The following is a 16,434-nucleotide window of genomic DNA, read 5'->3' as shown; positions in this document are numbered from 1 at the left end:
AGCAGGCTCGCTCCCACAGCACCGTATCTCGTCATTACGACTCAAACAGACTTCAAATCGACCAGCAACAAACAAAAACGACGGCACATTGTGTCTTATTAACGTATCTCCCACTCCCTAGAATGGCTGGCATCTTTCCTATACTCAGACGCGAACACCGCGTCGAGTTGCCCATCAAGGTCCGCCATGAACAAGAACAATCGCCACCCAGCAGACGGTAAGAAGCCCATCACGATCTTCGGGCCGGACTTCCCTTTCGCCTTTGACGACTGGATCGAGCATCCGGCCGGGCTGGGCAGCATTCCTGCCCATAACCTGGGGGCGGAGGTGGCGATTGTCGGGGCCGGGATCGCCGGGCTGGTGGCCGCTTACGAGTTGATGAAGCTGGGCCTCAAGCCTGTGGTCTACGAGGCTTCGAAAATGGGCGGTCGGTTGCGCTCACAAGCCTTCAACGGCGCCGAGGGTGTGGTCGCCGAGCTGGGCGGCATGCGTTTTCCGGTGTCCTCCACGGCGTTCTACCATTACGTCGACAAGCTGGGCCTGGAAACCAAACCGTTTCCCAACCCGCTGACCTCGGCCTCCGGCAGCACGGTTATCGACCTGGAAGGCCAGACCTACTACGCAGAGAAAATGGCCGACCTGCCGGCCTTGTTCCAGGAAGTGGCCGACGCCTGGGCCGACGCTCTGGAGGACCGCTCGCGCTTCGGCGAGATCCAGCAGGCCATTCGCGACCGCGACGTGCCGCGTCTCAAGGAACTGTGGAATACCCTCGTACCGCTGTGGGACGACCGCACGTTCTACGACTTCGTCGCCACGTCCAAGGCATTTGCCAAACTCTCCTTCCAGCACCGCGAAGTGTTCGGTCAGGTCGGTTTCGGCACGGGCGGCTGGGATTCGGACTTCCCCAACTCGATGCTGGAAATCTTCCGTGTGGTGATGACCAACTGCGACGATCACCAGCACCTGGTGGTCGGTGGCGTCGAGCAGGTGCCCTACGGCATCTGGAAGCACGTGCCGGAACGCTGCGCGCATTGGCCGGAAGGCACCAGCCTGAGCTCATTGCACCTGGGCGCACCCCGCAGCGGCGTGAAACGCATCGCCCGCGCCGCCGACGGCCGTTTCAGCGTCACGGACGTCTGGGACAACACCCGCGAGTACGCGGCTGTGCTGGTCACTTGCCAGAGCTGGCTGCTGACCACCCAGATCGAATGTGAAGAGGCGCTGTTCTCGCAAAAAATGTGGATGGCCCTGGACCGCACCCGCTACATGCAAGCGTCGAAAACGTTCGTGATGGTCGACCGGCCGTTCTGGAAGGACAAGGATCCGCAAACCGGCCGTGACCTGATGAGCATGACCCTGACCGATCGCCTGACCCGCGGTACGTATCTGTTCGACAATGGCGACGACAAGCCGGGGGTGATCTGCCTGTCTTATTCCTGGATGAGCGACGCGCTGAAAATGCTCCCGCATCCGGTAGAGAAACGCGTGAAACTGGCCCTCGACGCGCTGAAGAAAATCTACCCCACGGTGGACATCGCCGCCCGCATCATCGGCGACCCGATCACCGTATCCTGGGAAGCCGACCCGCATTTCCTCGGCGCGTTCAAGGGCGCCCTGCCCGGCCACTACCGCTACAACCAACGCATGTATGCGCATTTCATGCAGGACGATATGCCGGCTGAACAACGCGGGATCTTTATTGCGGGCGATGACGTCTCATGGACACCCGCCTGGGTCGAAGGCGCGGTACAGACCTCGCTCAATGCCGTGTGGGGAATCATGAAGCACTTCGGCGGTGAAACCCACGCCGAGAACCCGGGTCCAGGCGATGTGTTCCACGAGATCGGTCCGATCGCCCTGCCCGAATAAAAAGGAGTTGTTGATGCGTGTAGCCCTTTATCAATGCCCACCGTTGCCGCTGGATCCGGCCGGCAACCTGCAACGTCTGCATCGCGTGGCGCTGGAGGCCAGGGGTGCCGACGTGCTGGTGCTGCCGGAGATGTTCCTCACCGGCTACAACATCGGTGTCGACGCGGTGAACGTATTGGCCGAGGTCTACAACGGCGAATGGGCCCAGCAGATCGGCCGCATCGCCAAGGCGGCCGGCCTGGCGATTGTCTATGGCTACCCTGAGCGCAGCGAAGACGGGCAGATCTACAACGCGGTCCAGTTGATCGACGCCCAGGGCGAGCGCCTGGCCAACTACCGCAAGAGTCACCTGTTCGGCGACCTCGATCACGCAATGTTCAGCGCCGGCGACTCGGCGCTGCCCATCGTCGAACTCAATGGCTGGAAGCTCGGCTTGCTGATCTGTTATGACCTGGAGTTTCCAGAGAACGCTCGACGCCTGGCCCTGGCCGGCGCCGAACTGATTCTGGTGCCGACCGCCAACATGCAGCCCTACGATTTCATTGCTGACGTCACCGTGCGCGCCCGGGCCATCGAGAACCAGTGTTTCGTCGCTTACGCCAATTACTGCGGCCACGAAGGTGAGTTGCTGTATTGCGGCCAGAGCAGCATCGCCGCACCGGACGGCAGCCGTCCCGCGCTGGCGGGGCTGGACGAGGCCTTGATCGTGGGCGAGTTGGATCGGCAACTGATGGAAGATTCCCGAGCGGCCTACAACTATCTGCACGACCGCCGTCCAGCCCTCTACGGCGACTTGCACAAGCACTGACCCGGGCGAATCCGCTAGCATGAGCGCCTCTCTGTCCTGGAAGCGCTCATGCCAGCCCCCGCACCCCTCCGCCCCCTTTCCGTAACCCTGGCCAACGGCTTGCAGGTGACGGTGCGTCACGTCCCTGGCCTGAAACGCAGCGCTGCGGTGCTGCGGGTAGCGGCCGGCAGCCATGACGAACCCCTGGCCTGGCCTGGATTGGCGCACTTGCTCGAACATCTTTTCTTCCTCGGCACCGAGCGGTATCCCACGGAGGAGAACCTGATGACCTACGTGCAGCGCCACGGCGGCCAGATCAACGCCTGCACCCGCGAACGCACCACGGACTTCTTTTTCGAAGTACCACCGACGGCTTTGGTCGGCGGGCTTGAGCGGCTGGGGGACATGCTCGCTCATCCGCGCCTGGAGGAAGCCGATCAGTTGCGCGAACGGGAAGTGCTCCATGCAGAATTCATTGCCTGGTCCCAGGACCCGACAGCCCAGCGTGGGGTAGCCCTGCATGACGGACTGTCGACGACACATCCACTGCGCGGCTTCCATGCGGGCAACCGCGACAGCCTCGCCATCACGCGGCCGGAATTCCAGGCCGCCTTGCGCGGGTTTTACCAAAGGTTTTACCAGACCGGCCAGATGACCCTCAGCCTGGTCGGCCCGCAGAACATTGAAGTCTTGAAGACACTGGCCGAACACTTTGGTGAACACCTGCCCGAGGGCGAAGCGCAGGTCAGGCCGATGCCGCCGAAGCTGATGGAGTCGGCCGACGCTGGTTATCAGCGCAGCAGCGAAGACTGCCTCGACCTGCTGTTCGTTTTCGAACACCTTCCAGCCGCCTCGCCTCAAGCCCTGGATTTTCTGTGCGCATGGCTGAACTCCAGCAAACCGGGCAGTCTGCTGGCAACGTTGCGTCAACAGGACCTGGCTGACAGCCTCAAGGCCACTGCGCTGTACGAATTTGCCGGGCAGGCGCTTTTGCACCTCGAATTCAAGCTTGCCAACAGTCGAGCACCGGACGAAATCCAGCCATTGCTGCACGATTGGCTGGGGTTCTTCGCCGCCCAGGATGACTGGGCGACCTTGCGCAACGAGTTCACTCGTCGGCTACAGCGTCGGCAAGAAACGGGGTCGGCGCTGCAACTGGCTCGGTGGGACAGCGAGGATCGTAATGCTCCGCTGTCGGAAAACGACCTTGTGAGGCTCAGGAAAATCCTCAAGCAATTGCATCCCGCCGATAACGTAGTCGGGCAATGGCAGTTGCCCGCGCCCAATCCTTTCCTGCAAACACCCGGCGAGGCCCCCCGCGCCGGCCTGATACGCGGCCAGACCAGCGCGCACCGCGGTTTGCGCACCTTCGCCCAGGATCGCTCCCGCAGCCGGCGGGAACGCTCGCCCATGCAGTTCAGCACGGCGTTGACGGACAGCAAGCGGGAAAGCGCGGTGTACCTGCGCTGGAGACTGACGACCCAGGCACCGCCCGATTTGCAAGCCAGGCTCGACAGGCACCTGCACGATCTACGTGAGGACGCTCGCCAAGCCGGCGTGGAGGTCACCTTCGAGCCTTCCGGCAATCAATGGCTGTTGAAACTGGTCGGTTGCGAGGCCCCGATGCCGTTGGTGCTCGAACACATCCTGGCGAAGCTTGCACAACCGCTGCCCGTGGCCCCGACCAGGAACGAAGCACCCCTGATACCGATTCGACATCTGTTGAAGGCATTGCCGGGCCACTGCGGCCTCTCTTCAACGGCGCCACTGCGTGCTGGCGATGGCGACCAGGGCGTGTGGGCAAGTGCCCTGTGGGATGGCCTGGCAATGGGCTTGTCGACCGTGACCCAAGGGGCAATGGCTCCGGTACTGGCCAGGATCCCGGGCGTCGACAGCCAGGAAGCCGATCCGGGGTCGGCGCCATCGAGAAAACATCTATGGAAAACACTGCAGACCCATGGCGATGAACACGCGGTGTTGCTGTTTTGTCCGACACCTGCCAGGACGTTGTCGGACGAAGCCGAGTGGCGGCTGTTGGCGCAACTCTGCCAAGCGCCGTTTTATCAGCGCCTGCGCGTGGAGTTGCAACTGGGCTATGGCGTGTTCAGCGGCTTGAAGCAGATCAATGGGCAAACCGGCCTGCTGTTCGGCGTCCAATCGCCCCATGCCTCGCCAGCCACGCTGATCGGACACATCGAACAGTTCATCCGTGGACTGCCAGAGCTGATCCGGCAAGTCGACGATCCGACCCTGTGCGCTCAGCGAAAGACCCTCGCCGAGCAACTCCAGAGCGATGCCCTGCCCTGTCCGCAAATGGCCGAGCTGCTTTGGCAGGCCAGGCTGGCCGGTCATTCGTCGGATTATCTCCCGCGCTTGCCCGAGGCCCTTCCCCTTGTGGACCGCCCCCGGCTGATGATCGCCGTCCAGTGCTTGATCGATGCAGAGGGGGGCTGGTATTGCCTGGCTAACGGCGCCAGCGGGACGTTGCCCTGGGACGCGTGGGAATGATCGTTACAGCGGCTGCAAAGAGCTTTCTCAGAGAATCGCGGCCTATGAATTTGTTTAATTTAGTAACATAGCCGCCTAAGCATCTGAACATCTCCGAACGGAGGTGGACTATATGTATAGATCTCAACCGTTCCACCCCAACCAAAGGAGTATTTCCATGTCCTGGTCCAAACCCGCATATATCGACCTGCGTATCGGTTTCGAAGTCACTATGTACTTCGCCAGCCGTTGATTGCTGCAGGCACCTAGCACGCAGCACAACGCCTCGGTCAGCCGGGGCGTTTTTATTTCGGTTTGAAATGGAGTTGCCATGTTTGTCCAGATTCTAGGTTCCGCCGCCGGCGGCGGTTTCCCCCAGTGGAACTGCAACTGCGCCAACTGCGCAGGTTTTCGCAGCGGCAGCCTGCGAGCCCTGGCGCGCACCCAATCGTCCATCGCGATTTCCGACGACGGGGTGAGCTGGGTGCTGTGCAACGCCTCTCCGGACATTCGCGCGCAACTCCAGGGTTTCGCCCCGATGCAGCCTGGCCGGGCCCTGCGGGATACTGGCATCGGCGCCATCATCCTGATGGACAGCCAGATCGACCACACCACCGGCCTGCTCAGCCTGCGCGAAGGTTGCCCACATCAGGTCTGGTGCACCGACATGGTCCATGAAGACCTGAGCAGCGGTTTCCCGCTGTTCAACATGCTGACCCATTGGAACGGCGGGTTGAGCTGGAACCGCATCGAACTCGACCGCAGCTTCACCGTCCCGGCCTGCCCGAACCTGCGTTTTACCCCGCTGCCACTGCGTAGCGCCGCACCGCCGTATTCTCCGCACCGCTTCGATCCGCACCCGGGGGACAACATCGGCCTGATCGTCGAAGACCTGCGCACCGGCGGCAAGCTGTTCTATGCCCCGGGCCTGGGCAAGGTCGACGGGCCCTTGCTGGAAATCATGGCAGGCAGCGATTGCCTGTTGGTGGACGGCACGATGTGGGACGACGACGAAATGCAGCGCCGTGGCGTCGGCACCCGCACCGGCCGGGAGATGGGCCACCTGGCGCAGAACGGTCCCGGCGGGATGCTGGAAGTGCTGGAGCAACTGCCCGAGCAACGCAAGGTCCTGATTCATATCAACAACACCAACCCGATCCTCGACGAAGACTCGCCCGAGCGGGCTGAACTGGTGCGTCGAAAGGTTGAAGTGGCCTACGACGGAATGAGTATTGAGTTGTAGGTAAGGCCGGATAATTGTGGGAGCGCGGTGTGTCAGCTGGGTTGATGCCCGTTGGGCTGGCCTCATCGCGAGCAGGCTCGCTCCCACAGGAGTCCGGATAATACGGGATATCGCCTACACCACAGAACCCATGTGGGAGCGAGCCTGCTCGCGATGGGGCCAGCCCTGACGCCACAACACCCAAACGGTTATTCCCCGGAGAAACCGCAATGACTGACACCCCCCTGTCCCCCGCCGAGTTCGAAGCGGCCCTGCGTGCCAAGGGTGCGTATTACCACATTCATCACCCCTATCACGTGGCGATGTACGAAGGCCGCGCCACTCGCGAACAGATCCAGGGCTGGGTCGCGAACCGCTTCTACTACCAAGTGAACATCCCGCTCAAGGATGCCGCGATCCTGGCCAACTGCCCGGACCGGGAAATCCGCCGCGAGTGGATTCAGCGCCTACTCGACCACGACGGCGCGCCCGGCGAAGACGGCGGTATCGAAGCCTGGCTGCGACTGGGCCAGGCGGTGGGCCTGGACCCGGAGCAACTACGCTCCCAGGAACTGGTGTTGCCGGGGGTGCGTTTCGCCGTGGACGCCTACGTCAACTTCGCCCGTCGGGCCTCTTGGCAGGAAGCCGCCAGCAGTTCACTGACCGAACTGTTCGCCCCGCAGATCCACCAGTCGCGCCTGGATAGTTGGCCGCAGCATTACCCGTGGATCGACCCGGCGGGCTATGAGTATTTCCGCACTCGCCTGGGTCAGGCCCGCCGCGACGTGGAACACGGCCTGGCGATAACCTTGCAGCACTACACCACCCGCGAAGGGCAAGCGCGCATGTTGGAGATTCTCCAGTTCAAACTGGACATCCTCTGGAGCATGCTCGACGCCATGAGCATGGCCTACGAATTGAACCGCCCGCCTTATCACAGCGTGACCGGAGAACGGGTGTGGCACAAAGGAATCCCTTTATGAGTTTCGACCGCAGCCAAACCCCTCGCTGGCGCCCCGGCTATCGCTTCCAGTACGAACCGGCCCAGAAAGGCCATGTGCTGCTCTATCCTGAAGGCATGATCAAGCTCAATGACAGCGCCGCGCTGATCGGCGGCCTGATCGACGGTGAACGCAACGTCACGGCCATCATTGGCGAGCTGGCGAAACAGTTCCCCGACGTACCGGAACTCGGTGACGACATCGAGCAATTCATGGAGGTCGCCCGTGCAAAGCACTGGATCGAACTTGCCTGACCCGCCAGCCATCGGCCTGCCGCTGTGGTTGCTGGCGGAGCTGACCTACCGCTGCCCACTGCAATGCCCCTACTGCTCCAACCCGCTGGACTTCGCCGAGCAGGGCAAGGAGCTGAGCACCGAGCAGTGGTTCAAAGTGTTTCGTGAAGCCCGGGAAATGGGCGCCGCGCAATTGGGCTTTTCCGGTGGAGAGCCGCTGGTGCGCCAGGACTTGGCCGAACTGATCGGCGAAGCGCGCAAGCTGGGTTTCTATACCAACCTGATCACCTCCGGCATCGGTTTGACCGAGCAGAAGATCAGCGACTTCAAGAAGGCCGGCCTGGATCATATCCAGATCAGCTTCCAGGCCAGCGACGAGCAAGTGAACAACCTGCTCGCCGGCTCGAAGAAAGCCTTCGCACAAAAACTCGAAATGGCCCGGGCGGTGAAGGCCCACGGCTATCCGATGGTGCTGAACTTCGTCACCCATCGGCACAACATCGACAAGATCGACCGCATCATCGAGCTGTGCATCGCCCTTGAAGCCGACTTCGTCGAGCTTGCCACGTGCCAGTTCTATGGCTGGGCGCAGCTCAACCGTGTCGGCCTGCTACCGACCCGGGAGCAACTGGTGCGCGCCGAACGCATCACTAACGAATACCGCGCCAAACTGGAAGCCGAAGGGCATCCGTGCAAGTTGATCTTCGTCACCCCGGACTACTATGAAGAGCGCCCCAAGGCCTGCATGAACGGCTGGGGCAGCATCTTTCTGACCGTGACACCGGACGGTACCGCACTGCCTTGTCACGGCGCCCGGCAATTGCCGGTGCAATTTCCCAACGTGCGTGACCACAGCATGCAGCACATCTGGTACGACTCGTTCGGCTTCAACCGCTTTCGCGGCTATGACTGGATGCCCGAGCCGTGCCGCTCCTGCGATGAAAAGGAAAAGGACTTCGGCGGCTGTCGCTGCCAGGCCTTCATGCTCACGGGCGACGCCAGCAATGCTGACCCGGTGTGCAGCAAATCCGCGCATCACGGGGTGATTCTTAAGGCTCGCGAAGACGCCGAGCACGCCACCCAGACCATCGAACAACTGGCCTTTCGCAATGAACGAAACTCACGCCTCATCGCTAAAAGCTGATCCATTCAGCGCCGCCCAGGCCGTTGCCGCCGGCATCGACTTCGCGGAACTGCGGGTTGGCGCCCTGGGCCTGTTCTGGAATGAATACCGGCCCGGCGACGGGGCTTGCCGGATCTGGCACTGGCACGGCAGCCAGGCCCGATGCCTGACCCCTGACGGGTTCAGCGCAGCCAGCCGGGTCTACGAATACGGCGGCGGATCGTTCTGCCTGAGCGCTGACGGCGTGTTGTTCGTCAACGAGGCCGACCAGCAGATCTACCGACAATCGCTAGCCACTCAAAGCCCCGCCGCACTGACCTCGGGCGACTGTCGCTATGGCGATCTCAACGTCTATGGCGCACAGGTGCTGGCGGTGGAGGAGCAGGCCAACCGACATCGCCTGGTGTCCATTGGTTTGGCGGATCAACAGCGGCACCTGCTGGCGGAAGGCGCGGATTTCTACGCTTCGCCGACCGTGAGCGCCGATGGCCAGCGATTGGCTTGGATTGAGTGGAGCCGCCCGCATCAGCCATGGACCGCGACGCGGTTGATGCTGGCCGAACGCAACGCCTCGGGGTGGGGTGAGCCGCGCTGTGTAGCGGGCGATGATGAGGAGGCGTCCATCCAGCAGCCGCGTTTCGATGCCGCGAATCGTCTTTATTGCCTGACCGATCGCGGTGGTTTCTGGCAGCCCTGGGTCGAGTCGGCCCAAGGCCTGGAACCGTTGCCCGCCGCCAAGGCCGATCACGCTCCGGCACCGTGGCAACTGGGCGGTTGTACCTGGCTGCCGCTGGATGAGCAGACTTATCTGGCGAGCTGGACCGAAGCGGGTTTTGGTCGGCTGGGCCTGTGCCGCACCGGAGGTCGGAACGAGGACTTCACCGGCATTTACACGCGCTTTCGCAGCCTGGCATTGGATGAGCAGTTCATCTACGCCATTGCCGCGTCGCCGACCCACTCATCGGCGATTATCGCGATTGACCGGCAAAGCCATGAAGTCGCGGTGCTGGCAGGCGGCCTTGCGCCGCTGCCCGCTGAACAGGTCAGCCGCCCTCGAACGCTGCGCTACCCTTCTGCTGGCGACCAGGCCCACGGCTTTTTCTATCCGGCCATGACCGCCCAGGAAAAACCGCCACTGGTGGTGTTCATCCATGGCGGCCCCACCTCGGCTTGTTATCCGGTGTTCGATCCGCGCATCCAGTATTGGACTCACCGCGGCTTTGCCGTCGCCGACCTCAATTACCGTGGCAGCAGCGGCTATGGCCGGGCCTATCGACAGGCATTGCATCTGAATTGGGGGGTAGTGGATGTCGAGGATGCCTGCGCGGTGGTGGCCTACCTTGATGACCAAGGACTGATCGATGGCCGTCATGCCTTCATCCGTGGCGGCAGCGCCGGTGGCTATACGACCCTTTGCGCCCTGGCCTTCCATGACGTATTCCGGGCCGGTGCCAGCCTCTATGGCGTCAGCGACCCCGTGGCCCTGGCCCGCGCGACGCACAAGTTCGAGGGCGATTACCTGGACTGGCTGATCGGCGACCCGCAACGCGACGTCGAACGCTACCGCGCCCGCACGCCATTGCTGCACGCCGACCAGATCCGTACGCCGGTGATCTTCTTTCAAGGCGAACTGGATGCCGTGGTCGTGCCACAGCAGACCCGGGATATGGTCCGAGCCTTGGAGGACAACGGCGTTACGGTCGAAGCCCATTATTATCCGGATGAGCGCCACGGCTTTCGCAAGGCCGCGAACCAGGCCCATGCGCTGGAGCATGAGTGGTTGTTCTATCGAAAGGTGATGGACAGCGCGCCATAGGAAATGAGGAACCAAATGTGGGAGCGAGCCTGNNAGGCTCGCTCCCACAGGGAGTTTCGGTAAAATTTTTCAGCGCTTGGCGATGATGTAGACCGCATGCACGATGCCGGGGATGTAACCCAGCAGCGTCAGCAGGATATTCAGCCAGAAAGCCCCGCCGAAGCCGACTTGCAGGAACACGCCCAACGGCGGCAGCAGGATGGCGATGATGATCCGAATAAAATCCATTGGTTGGCTCCCGATTGGCGATGGCTACGTTGCCATAGCTCATGGACACCTGACCGCTCGTCAGGGTTCAGCGACAACCAAAGAAAGCGACTGGCAGGGATAAATCGCACGCAAAGAAAACCCCGCCGAAGCGGGGTTTTTCAAACTGTTTCCCTGACATCCATTTCACTCCGCCCTTCCTGGCAGAATCCTACGTGTCCGTGTTGTTGCTCTTGCGCATCCTGCGCGACGTCCATGTGAAGTAGATTAGCCGTGGATCCAATCGGCGGGTAGAGGGAAAATGCCAGCACGATGTGTAAGCAAATGCTCACACATCGTCATTTCTCAGAACTGCCCGGCTTCCAGCAGGAACAGCGACTCGCTGCCGGCCTTCACGGAAGCGCTCAACGAATGGATGCGCGGCAGCAAGCGGGCGAAGTAGAACCGCGCCGTACCCAGTTTGCTCGCGTAGAAATCATCCTGGCTTTCCTTGCCCAGGGCGGCCTTGGCCATCAGTGCCCACATGTAGGCATAAGCGGTGTAGCCGAACACCTGGAGGTATTCCACTGAAGCCGCGCCAATTTCGTTGGGGTTGTTTTTCGCCCGGTCCAGCAGCCATTCGGTCAATTCATCCAGCGTGCCGACGGCGTCGTTCAATGGCTTGGTGAACTCGGCCAGGTCGCCGCTCGCGGTGGCGGTGAAGTGACGGATTTCATCGGCAAACAATTTGTAGAAGGCGCCGCCGCTGCCGACGATCTTGCGTCCTACCAGGTCCAGCGCCTGGATGCCATTGGTGCCTTCGTAGATCTGAGTGATGCGCACATCACGCACCAGTTGCTCCTGGCCCCATTCACGAATGTAACCGTGGCCGCCGAAAATCTGCTGGCCATGAACGGTGGTTTCCAGCCCAAGGTCGGTCAGGAACGCCTTGGCCACTGGCGTCAGCAATGCAACGAGGTCTTCGGCGCGCTTGCGGGTGGTTGGGTCTTCGCTGAATTTGGCGGTGTCCAGTTGCATCGCCACGTAGGTGGAAAACGCTCGGCCACCTTCGTTCGAGGCTTTCATGGTCAGCAACATCCGGCGCACATCCGGATGGACGATGATCGGGTCGGCAACCTTGTCCTTGTTCTGCGCGCCGGTTGGCGAACGGCTTTGCAGGCGGTCACGGGCGTACTCGATGGCGTTCTGGTAGGAGCGCTCACCGGTTGCCAGGCCCTGGATACCGACACCCAGGCGCTCGTAGTTCATCATGGTGAACATCGCCGCCAGGCCCTTGTTGGGCTCACCGACCAGGTAACCCACCGCGTCGTCGAAGTTCATCACGCAGGTGGCGGACGCCTGGATGCCCATCTTGTGTTCGATCGACCCGCAGTTGGCCGCGTTACGCGCGCCCAGGCTGCCGTCGGCATTGACCATGAACTTGGGCACCAGGAACAACGAGATGCCTTTCGGGCCTGCCGGTGCGTCCGGCAGTTTCGCCAGCACCAGATGGATGATGTTTTCGGTGAGGTCGTGTTCGCCGCCGGTGATGAAGATCTTGGTGCCGCTGACCTTGTAGGAACCGTCAGCCTGAGGTTCGGCCTTGGTGCGAATGATCCCCAGGTCCGTACCGGCGTGCGGCTCGGTCAGGCACATGGAGCCGGCCCAGACGCCGGCATACATGTTCGGCAGGTACGCCGCCTTCAGCGCTTCGCTGGCGTGGGCATTGATCGACAGGCAAGCGCCCGCTGTCAGCATCGGGTACAGGCCGAAAGACAGGCTGGCCGAGTTGACCATTTCCTCGACCTGGGCCGAGACGGCCTTGGGCATGCCCATGCCGCCGTATGCCGGATCACCGCCGACACCGACCCAACCGCCCTCGGCATAAGTCTGGTAGGCCTGTGGGAAACCTGCCGGCGTGGTGACGGCACCGTCGGCCCAGTGGCAGCCCTCTTCGTCAGCGGCGCGGCTGAGGGGCGCGATGCTTTTGCTGGTGACTTTGCCGGCTTCTTCGAGAATCGCCTCGACGGTTTCGGCGTCGACGGTCTCGGCCAATGCCGGCAGCTCGGCCCAGAGTTTTGCGACCTCGAACACTTCATTGAGGACGAAGCGCATATCGCGCAGGGGCGCTTTGTAGTCAGCCATGGCAAACCTCGCAGGATCTAAACAGTTGGTTCGTAAGAAAACGCTTTTTGCAGTGGTCGGAGTGTACCTCAACAACTTTTACGACACATAGGGTCAACCAGTGACTTATTTGTTATTTTCGGTCACCAAACAGGCAAGCAAAGTCATGTGGCGAGGACGCTGCTCCCTCACCACACGGTTCAACCCATCAGAGCGCAAACAACTGCGCCGGCAGCTTCATCAAGCAATCGCTCCCCGCCTCGACGGCGGCCCGATGAGCAGCCGTGCGCGGCAGCAGGCGCTTGAAGTAAAACTCGCAGGTCGCCAGTTTGGCCCGGCAGAAATCCCCGTCGCCATCACCGCTGTCCAACTGCGACTGAGCGACCAGCGCCATGCGCAGCCACAGGTAAGCCAGGATGATGTAGCCGCTGTACATCAGGTAGTCCACGGAGGCGGCGCCCACTTCGTCCGGATTCTTCATGGCGGCCATGCCCACCCGAGTGGTCAGTTCGCCCCACTGCTGGTTAAGGCCATCGAGTTGCGCGATGTATTCCTTTAGCTGCGGGTGTCCGGCGTTCGCGGCGCAGAATTTGTGAACGATTTTGGTGAACCCGCGCAGCAACTTGCCCTGGCTACCCAGCACCTTGCGCCCCAACAGGTCGAGGGCCTGGATGCCATTGGTGCCTTCATAGATCGGTGCGATGCGGCAGTCGCGCACCAGTTGCTCCATGCCCCACTCTCGAATGAAGCCATGGCCGCCGAACACTTGCATGCCATGGTTGGTCACCTCGAGGCCGGTGTCGGTCATGAAGGCCTTGCAGATCGGCGTAAGGAAGGCGAGCAGGTCTTCGGCTTCCTGGCGGGCCGTCTCGTCCGGGCTCAGGTGTGCGGTGTCCAACAGTTGCGCGGTGAAATAGGTCAACGCCCGGTTGCCTTCGTTGAAGGCTTTCATGGTCAGCAGCATCCGGCGCACATCCGGGTGGACGATGATCGGGTCGGCGGCCTTTTCCGGGGCTTTGGGGCCGGTCAGCGAGCGCATCTGCAGACGGTCATTGGCATAGCGAATGGCACCCTGGAAGCTTGTTTCCCCCAGGCAAAGGCCCTGCATGCCAGTGCCGAGGCGGGCATGGTTCATCATGGTGAACATGCAATTGAGGCCCTTGTTCGGCTCGCCGATCAGGAAGCCCTTGGCCCCGTCGAAATTCAGCACGCAGGTGGCCGACGCCTTGATGCCCATCTTGTGCTCGATCGAGCCACAGGATACGCCATTGCGCTCGCCAGCTTCACCGGTGGCATCGGGCAGGAACTTGGGCACTATGAACAACGAGATGCCTTTGGTCCCGGCAGGCGCGTCCGGCAACTTGGCGAGCACCAGGTGGATGATGTTGTCGCTCATGTCGTGTTCGCCGGCGGAAATGAAAATCTTGCTGCCGGTGATCCCATAGCTGCCGTCGGCCTGAGGCACGGCGCGGGTCTTGATGATGCCCAGGTCCGTGCCGCAATGGGCTTCGGTGAGGCACATCGTGCCGGTCCATTGACCGGCGGTGAGCTTGCTCAGGTAGGTCTGTTTCTGTTCTTCGGTGCCGTGGGCATGAATGGCCGACATTGCGCCATGGGTCAGGCCCGGGTACATGCCCCAGGAGGTGTTGCTGGAGCCGACCATCTCGCTGATGACCAACCCCAGGGAACTCGGCAGGCCTTGGCCACCATAGGCCGGATCCGCCGCCAATCCGTGCCAGCCGCCCTCCACGTATTGTGCGAAAGCCTGCTTGAAGCCTGTCGGTGTAGTGACGACACCGTTGTCGAAATGGCAGCCTTCTTCATCACCGGAACGATTGAGGGGTGCCAGCACGTTTTCGCAAAACCGCGCGCCCTCCTCAAGAATCGCACTGACCATGTCCGGGCTGGCCTCACTGGCGCCCAGCTCGGCATAACGGCCATGAAAATCGAAAACGTGGTCGATCAGGAAGCGCATGTCGCGCAACGGGGCTTTGTACTCGGGCATGGTGGTTTTCTCCGGTAGCAGATCGTTACAACCTACTGCCGGGCTACCGAGGCCCACAATCACAGTCCAGACGCTGAATGCGCCGTCATCACTCAACCCGCGGCGGCCTCCCTGCGCACCGCGCCGCGCCGGGTCTGCCCAAAGGCAATCACACAGTTGCGCCCTGCGCCCTTGGCGTTGTAGAGCGCCTGGTCGGCGGACTTGAGGACTTCTTCGGGCGTACGCTGTTCGAGCCGCTCCGCGACGCCGATGCTGACCGTCACCGACACGCTCGACGCACCGGCTCCGGCACGCCGCTGGCGGCCCTGTTGATCGTCCGGGGGGCGACTGTCGGGGTTGCGCAATTGGATGCTGTAGGTCTCGATGGACTGGCGGATGACTTCCAGGTGGGGCATGCACTCGTCGAGGGTCTTGCCTGCGAACACCAGCGCAAATTCCTCGCCGCCGTAGCGATAAGCCCTACCGCCGCCACCGATTTTCGACAGTTTGCTGGCCACCAGGCGTAGCACCTGGTCGCCGACATCGTGGCCGTGGGTGTCGTTGAATTTCTTGAAGTGGTCGACGTCGCTCATCGCGAGCACATAATTGCGTCCCAGGCGCTGCATGCGCTCATTCAGCGCCCGGCGCCCCGGCAGGCCGGTGAGCTCGTCACGGAAGGCCATTTGATAGGCCTCGTGGGCGACCGCTGCGGCGATCATCAACATCACTTGGCTGCACATGATGTTCAGGGTGAACGGCAGGATGAAGGTCTTCGGCAACATCCAGAACAACCCCAGCAATCCCACCAACTGCGCGGCATGCAAGGGTCGGGGATTACGCCAGTACTGCCAGGCCAGCAACCCAAAAGCTGCCAGGAACACCGGATACGACAACTGAATCAGGCTCATCCAGGCTCCGTGCAAGGCCGGCCAGCGGATCTCGGAAAGCCACAGCAGCAATGCCTGGGGAAAACTTTGCTCCAGGGCCAATGCCACGCTGCCGAAGACCAGCAACACCGCGAACCGCGCCACCATGTCCTGGAACAGGTGGGTGCGTTCCTGCCACGCCGCAAACAGTCCAAACAGCAGCGGCAGCAGCAGGCAGACGAGGTGGAAAACCACCGCTGCATCTTCGCGCACCGTCCCGTTATCGCGGTAAAAATCGGTCTGGGTATCCAGCAGGAAATAGGCGATGTACACCGTGACCATCAGGAACAACTCGCGTTGGCGCCGGTAGACGGAGCAGTACGCACCGCCGAGCAACAGCACCAGCGTCGGGAGCACGTTGAACAGCGAGGTGAAGAAAACGTTGAGATCCTTGACGTAGGCAGCCGCAAGCCCCGCCAGCAATAACAGCAGAGACGGTAGGAAATGACTGAAACGTACGGCGGAAGAACGCGGCAAGGGTAAAGCTCCGACCCGGCTGAGCAAAGATGGCATTGTGCCTGCTATTAGCGCAGTAAGGCACGCAAGATGTGACAGATGTCACACTGCCATCGCTGTAACGGCAGGAGGGAAAGTTTTCTTAAGGCCCGGCTGGATGAATATTGTTTCAGGATCACACCGATACCCTGTGGGAGCGGGCATGCTCACGAAGGCGGTG

The 16,434-nt window shown here is 61.7% G+C and carries 13 protein-coding genes; 9 read left to right on the top strand and 4 right to left on the bottom strand.

What is annotated here, in order from left to right; all coding sequences use genetic code 11:
• Positions 1-186 precede the first annotated feature (186 nt).
• From J7E36_RS08395 to J7E36_RS08355, 9 genes are all read left to right on the top strand, one after another.
• Entirely contained in the window at positions 187-1,869 is a 1,683-nt protein-coding gene (locus tag J7E36_RS08395) for a flavin monoamine oxidase family protein (RefSeq protein WP_215001774.1), read from the top strand.
• 13 nt (positions 1,870-1,882) lie between these two features.
• Complete coding sequence (locus J7E36_RS08390; RefSeq protein ID WP_215001772.1) at positions 1,883-2,677, top strand: carbon-nitrogen hydrolase family protein; 795 nt, start codon at positions 1,883-1,885, stop codon at positions 2,675-2,677.
• Between the two features lie 48 nt (positions 2,678-2,725).
• Positions 2,726-5,164 carry a pyrroloquinoline quinone biosynthesis protein PqqF gene (gene pqqF, locus J7E36_RS08385; protein ID WP_215001770.1) on the top strand — a complete coding sequence of 813 codons (2,439 nt, stop codon included), beginning with the start codon at positions 2,726-2,728 and terminating at the stop codon, positions 5,162-5,164.
• A 157-nt stretch (positions 5,165-5,321) separates the two neighbouring features.
• Complete coding sequence (pqqA, locus tag J7E36_RS08380; protein ID WP_003177660.1) at positions 5,322-5,396, top strand: pyrroloquinoline quinone precursor peptide PqqA; 75 nt, start codon at positions 5,322-5,324, stop codon at positions 5,394-5,396.
• 78 nt (positions 5,397-5,474) lie between these two features.
• Positions 5,475-6,386, top strand: coding sequence for a pyrroloquinoline quinone biosynthesis protein PqqB (gene pqqB / locus J7E36_RS08375; RefSeq protein ID WP_215001768.1), 912 nt, complete (start codon positions 5,475-5,477; stop codon positions 6,384-6,386).
• 209 nt (positions 6,387-6,595) lie between these two features.
• A complete protein-coding gene (pqqC, locus tag J7E36_RS08370; RefSeq protein ID WP_215001765.1) occupies positions 6,596-7,348 on the top strand; it encodes a pyrroloquinoline-quinone synthase PqqC in 753 nt (250 codons plus the stop codon).
• Complete coding sequence (gene pqqD, locus J7E36_RS08365) at positions 7,345-7,620, top strand: pyrroloquinoline quinone biosynthesis peptide chaperone PqqD (protein WP_215001763.1); 276 nt, start codon at positions 7,345-7,347, stop codon at positions 7,618-7,620. Before pqqC ends, pqqD begins: the two co-directional genes overlap by 4 nt.
• Entirely contained in the window at positions 7,592-8,743 is a 1,152-nt protein-coding gene (gene pqqE, locus J7E36_RS08360) for a pyrroloquinoline quinone biosynthesis protein PqqE (protein ID WP_215001761.1), read from the top strand. The genes pqqD and pqqE overlap by 29 nt, the downstream gene beginning before the upstream one ends.
• Positions 8,709-10,538, top strand: a complete 1,830-nt coding sequence (locus tag J7E36_RS08355) for a S9 family peptidase (RefSeq protein WP_215001759.1) — start codon at positions 8,709-8,711, stop codon at positions 10,536-10,538. Before pqqE ends, J7E36_RS08355 begins: the two co-directional genes overlap by 35 nt.
• 69 nt (positions 10,539-10,607) lie before the next feature.
• On the opposite strand, the gene J7E36_RS08350 is transcribed toward J7E36_RS08355, so the two are convergent.
• From J7E36_RS08350 to J7E36_RS08335, 4 genes are all read right to left on the bottom strand, one after another.
• Positions 10,608-10,766 (bottom strand): YqaE/Pmp3 family membrane protein, encoded by a 159-nt coding sequence (locus J7E36_RS08350; protein ID WP_003177654.1) that lies wholly within the window; start codon positions 10,764-10,766, stop codon positions 10,608-10,610.
• A 324-nt stretch (positions 10,767-11,090) separates the two neighbouring features.
• Positions 11,091-12,869, bottom strand: coding sequence for an acyl-CoA dehydrogenase C-terminal domain-containing protein (locus J7E36_RS08345; protein ID WP_215001756.1), 1,779 nt, complete (start codon positions 12,867-12,869; stop codon positions 11,091-11,093).
• Positions 12,870-13,056: 187 nt separating this feature from the next.
• A complete protein-coding gene (locus J7E36_RS08340) occupies positions 13,057-14,853 on the bottom strand; it encodes an acyl-CoA dehydrogenase C-terminal domain-containing protein (protein ID WP_215001754.1) in 1,797 nt (598 codons plus the stop codon).
• A gap of 92 nt (positions 14,854-14,945) precedes the next feature.
• A complete protein-coding gene (locus J7E36_RS08335) occupies positions 14,946-16,235 on the bottom strand; it encodes a GGDEF domain-containing protein (RefSeq protein ID WP_215001752.1) in 1,290 nt (429 codons plus the stop codon).
• Positions 16,236-16,434 lie beyond the last annotated feature (199 nt).

The sequence above is a fragment of the Pseudomonas fluorescens genome, assembly GCF_018614775.1.
In the GTDB taxonomy this organism is placed as follows: Bacteria; Pseudomonadota; Gammaproteobacteria; order Pseudomonadales; family Pseudomonadaceae; genus Aquipseudomonas; species Aquipseudomonas fluorescens_BY.
This window is presented reverse-complemented; position numbering and strand designations above follow the sequence as displayed.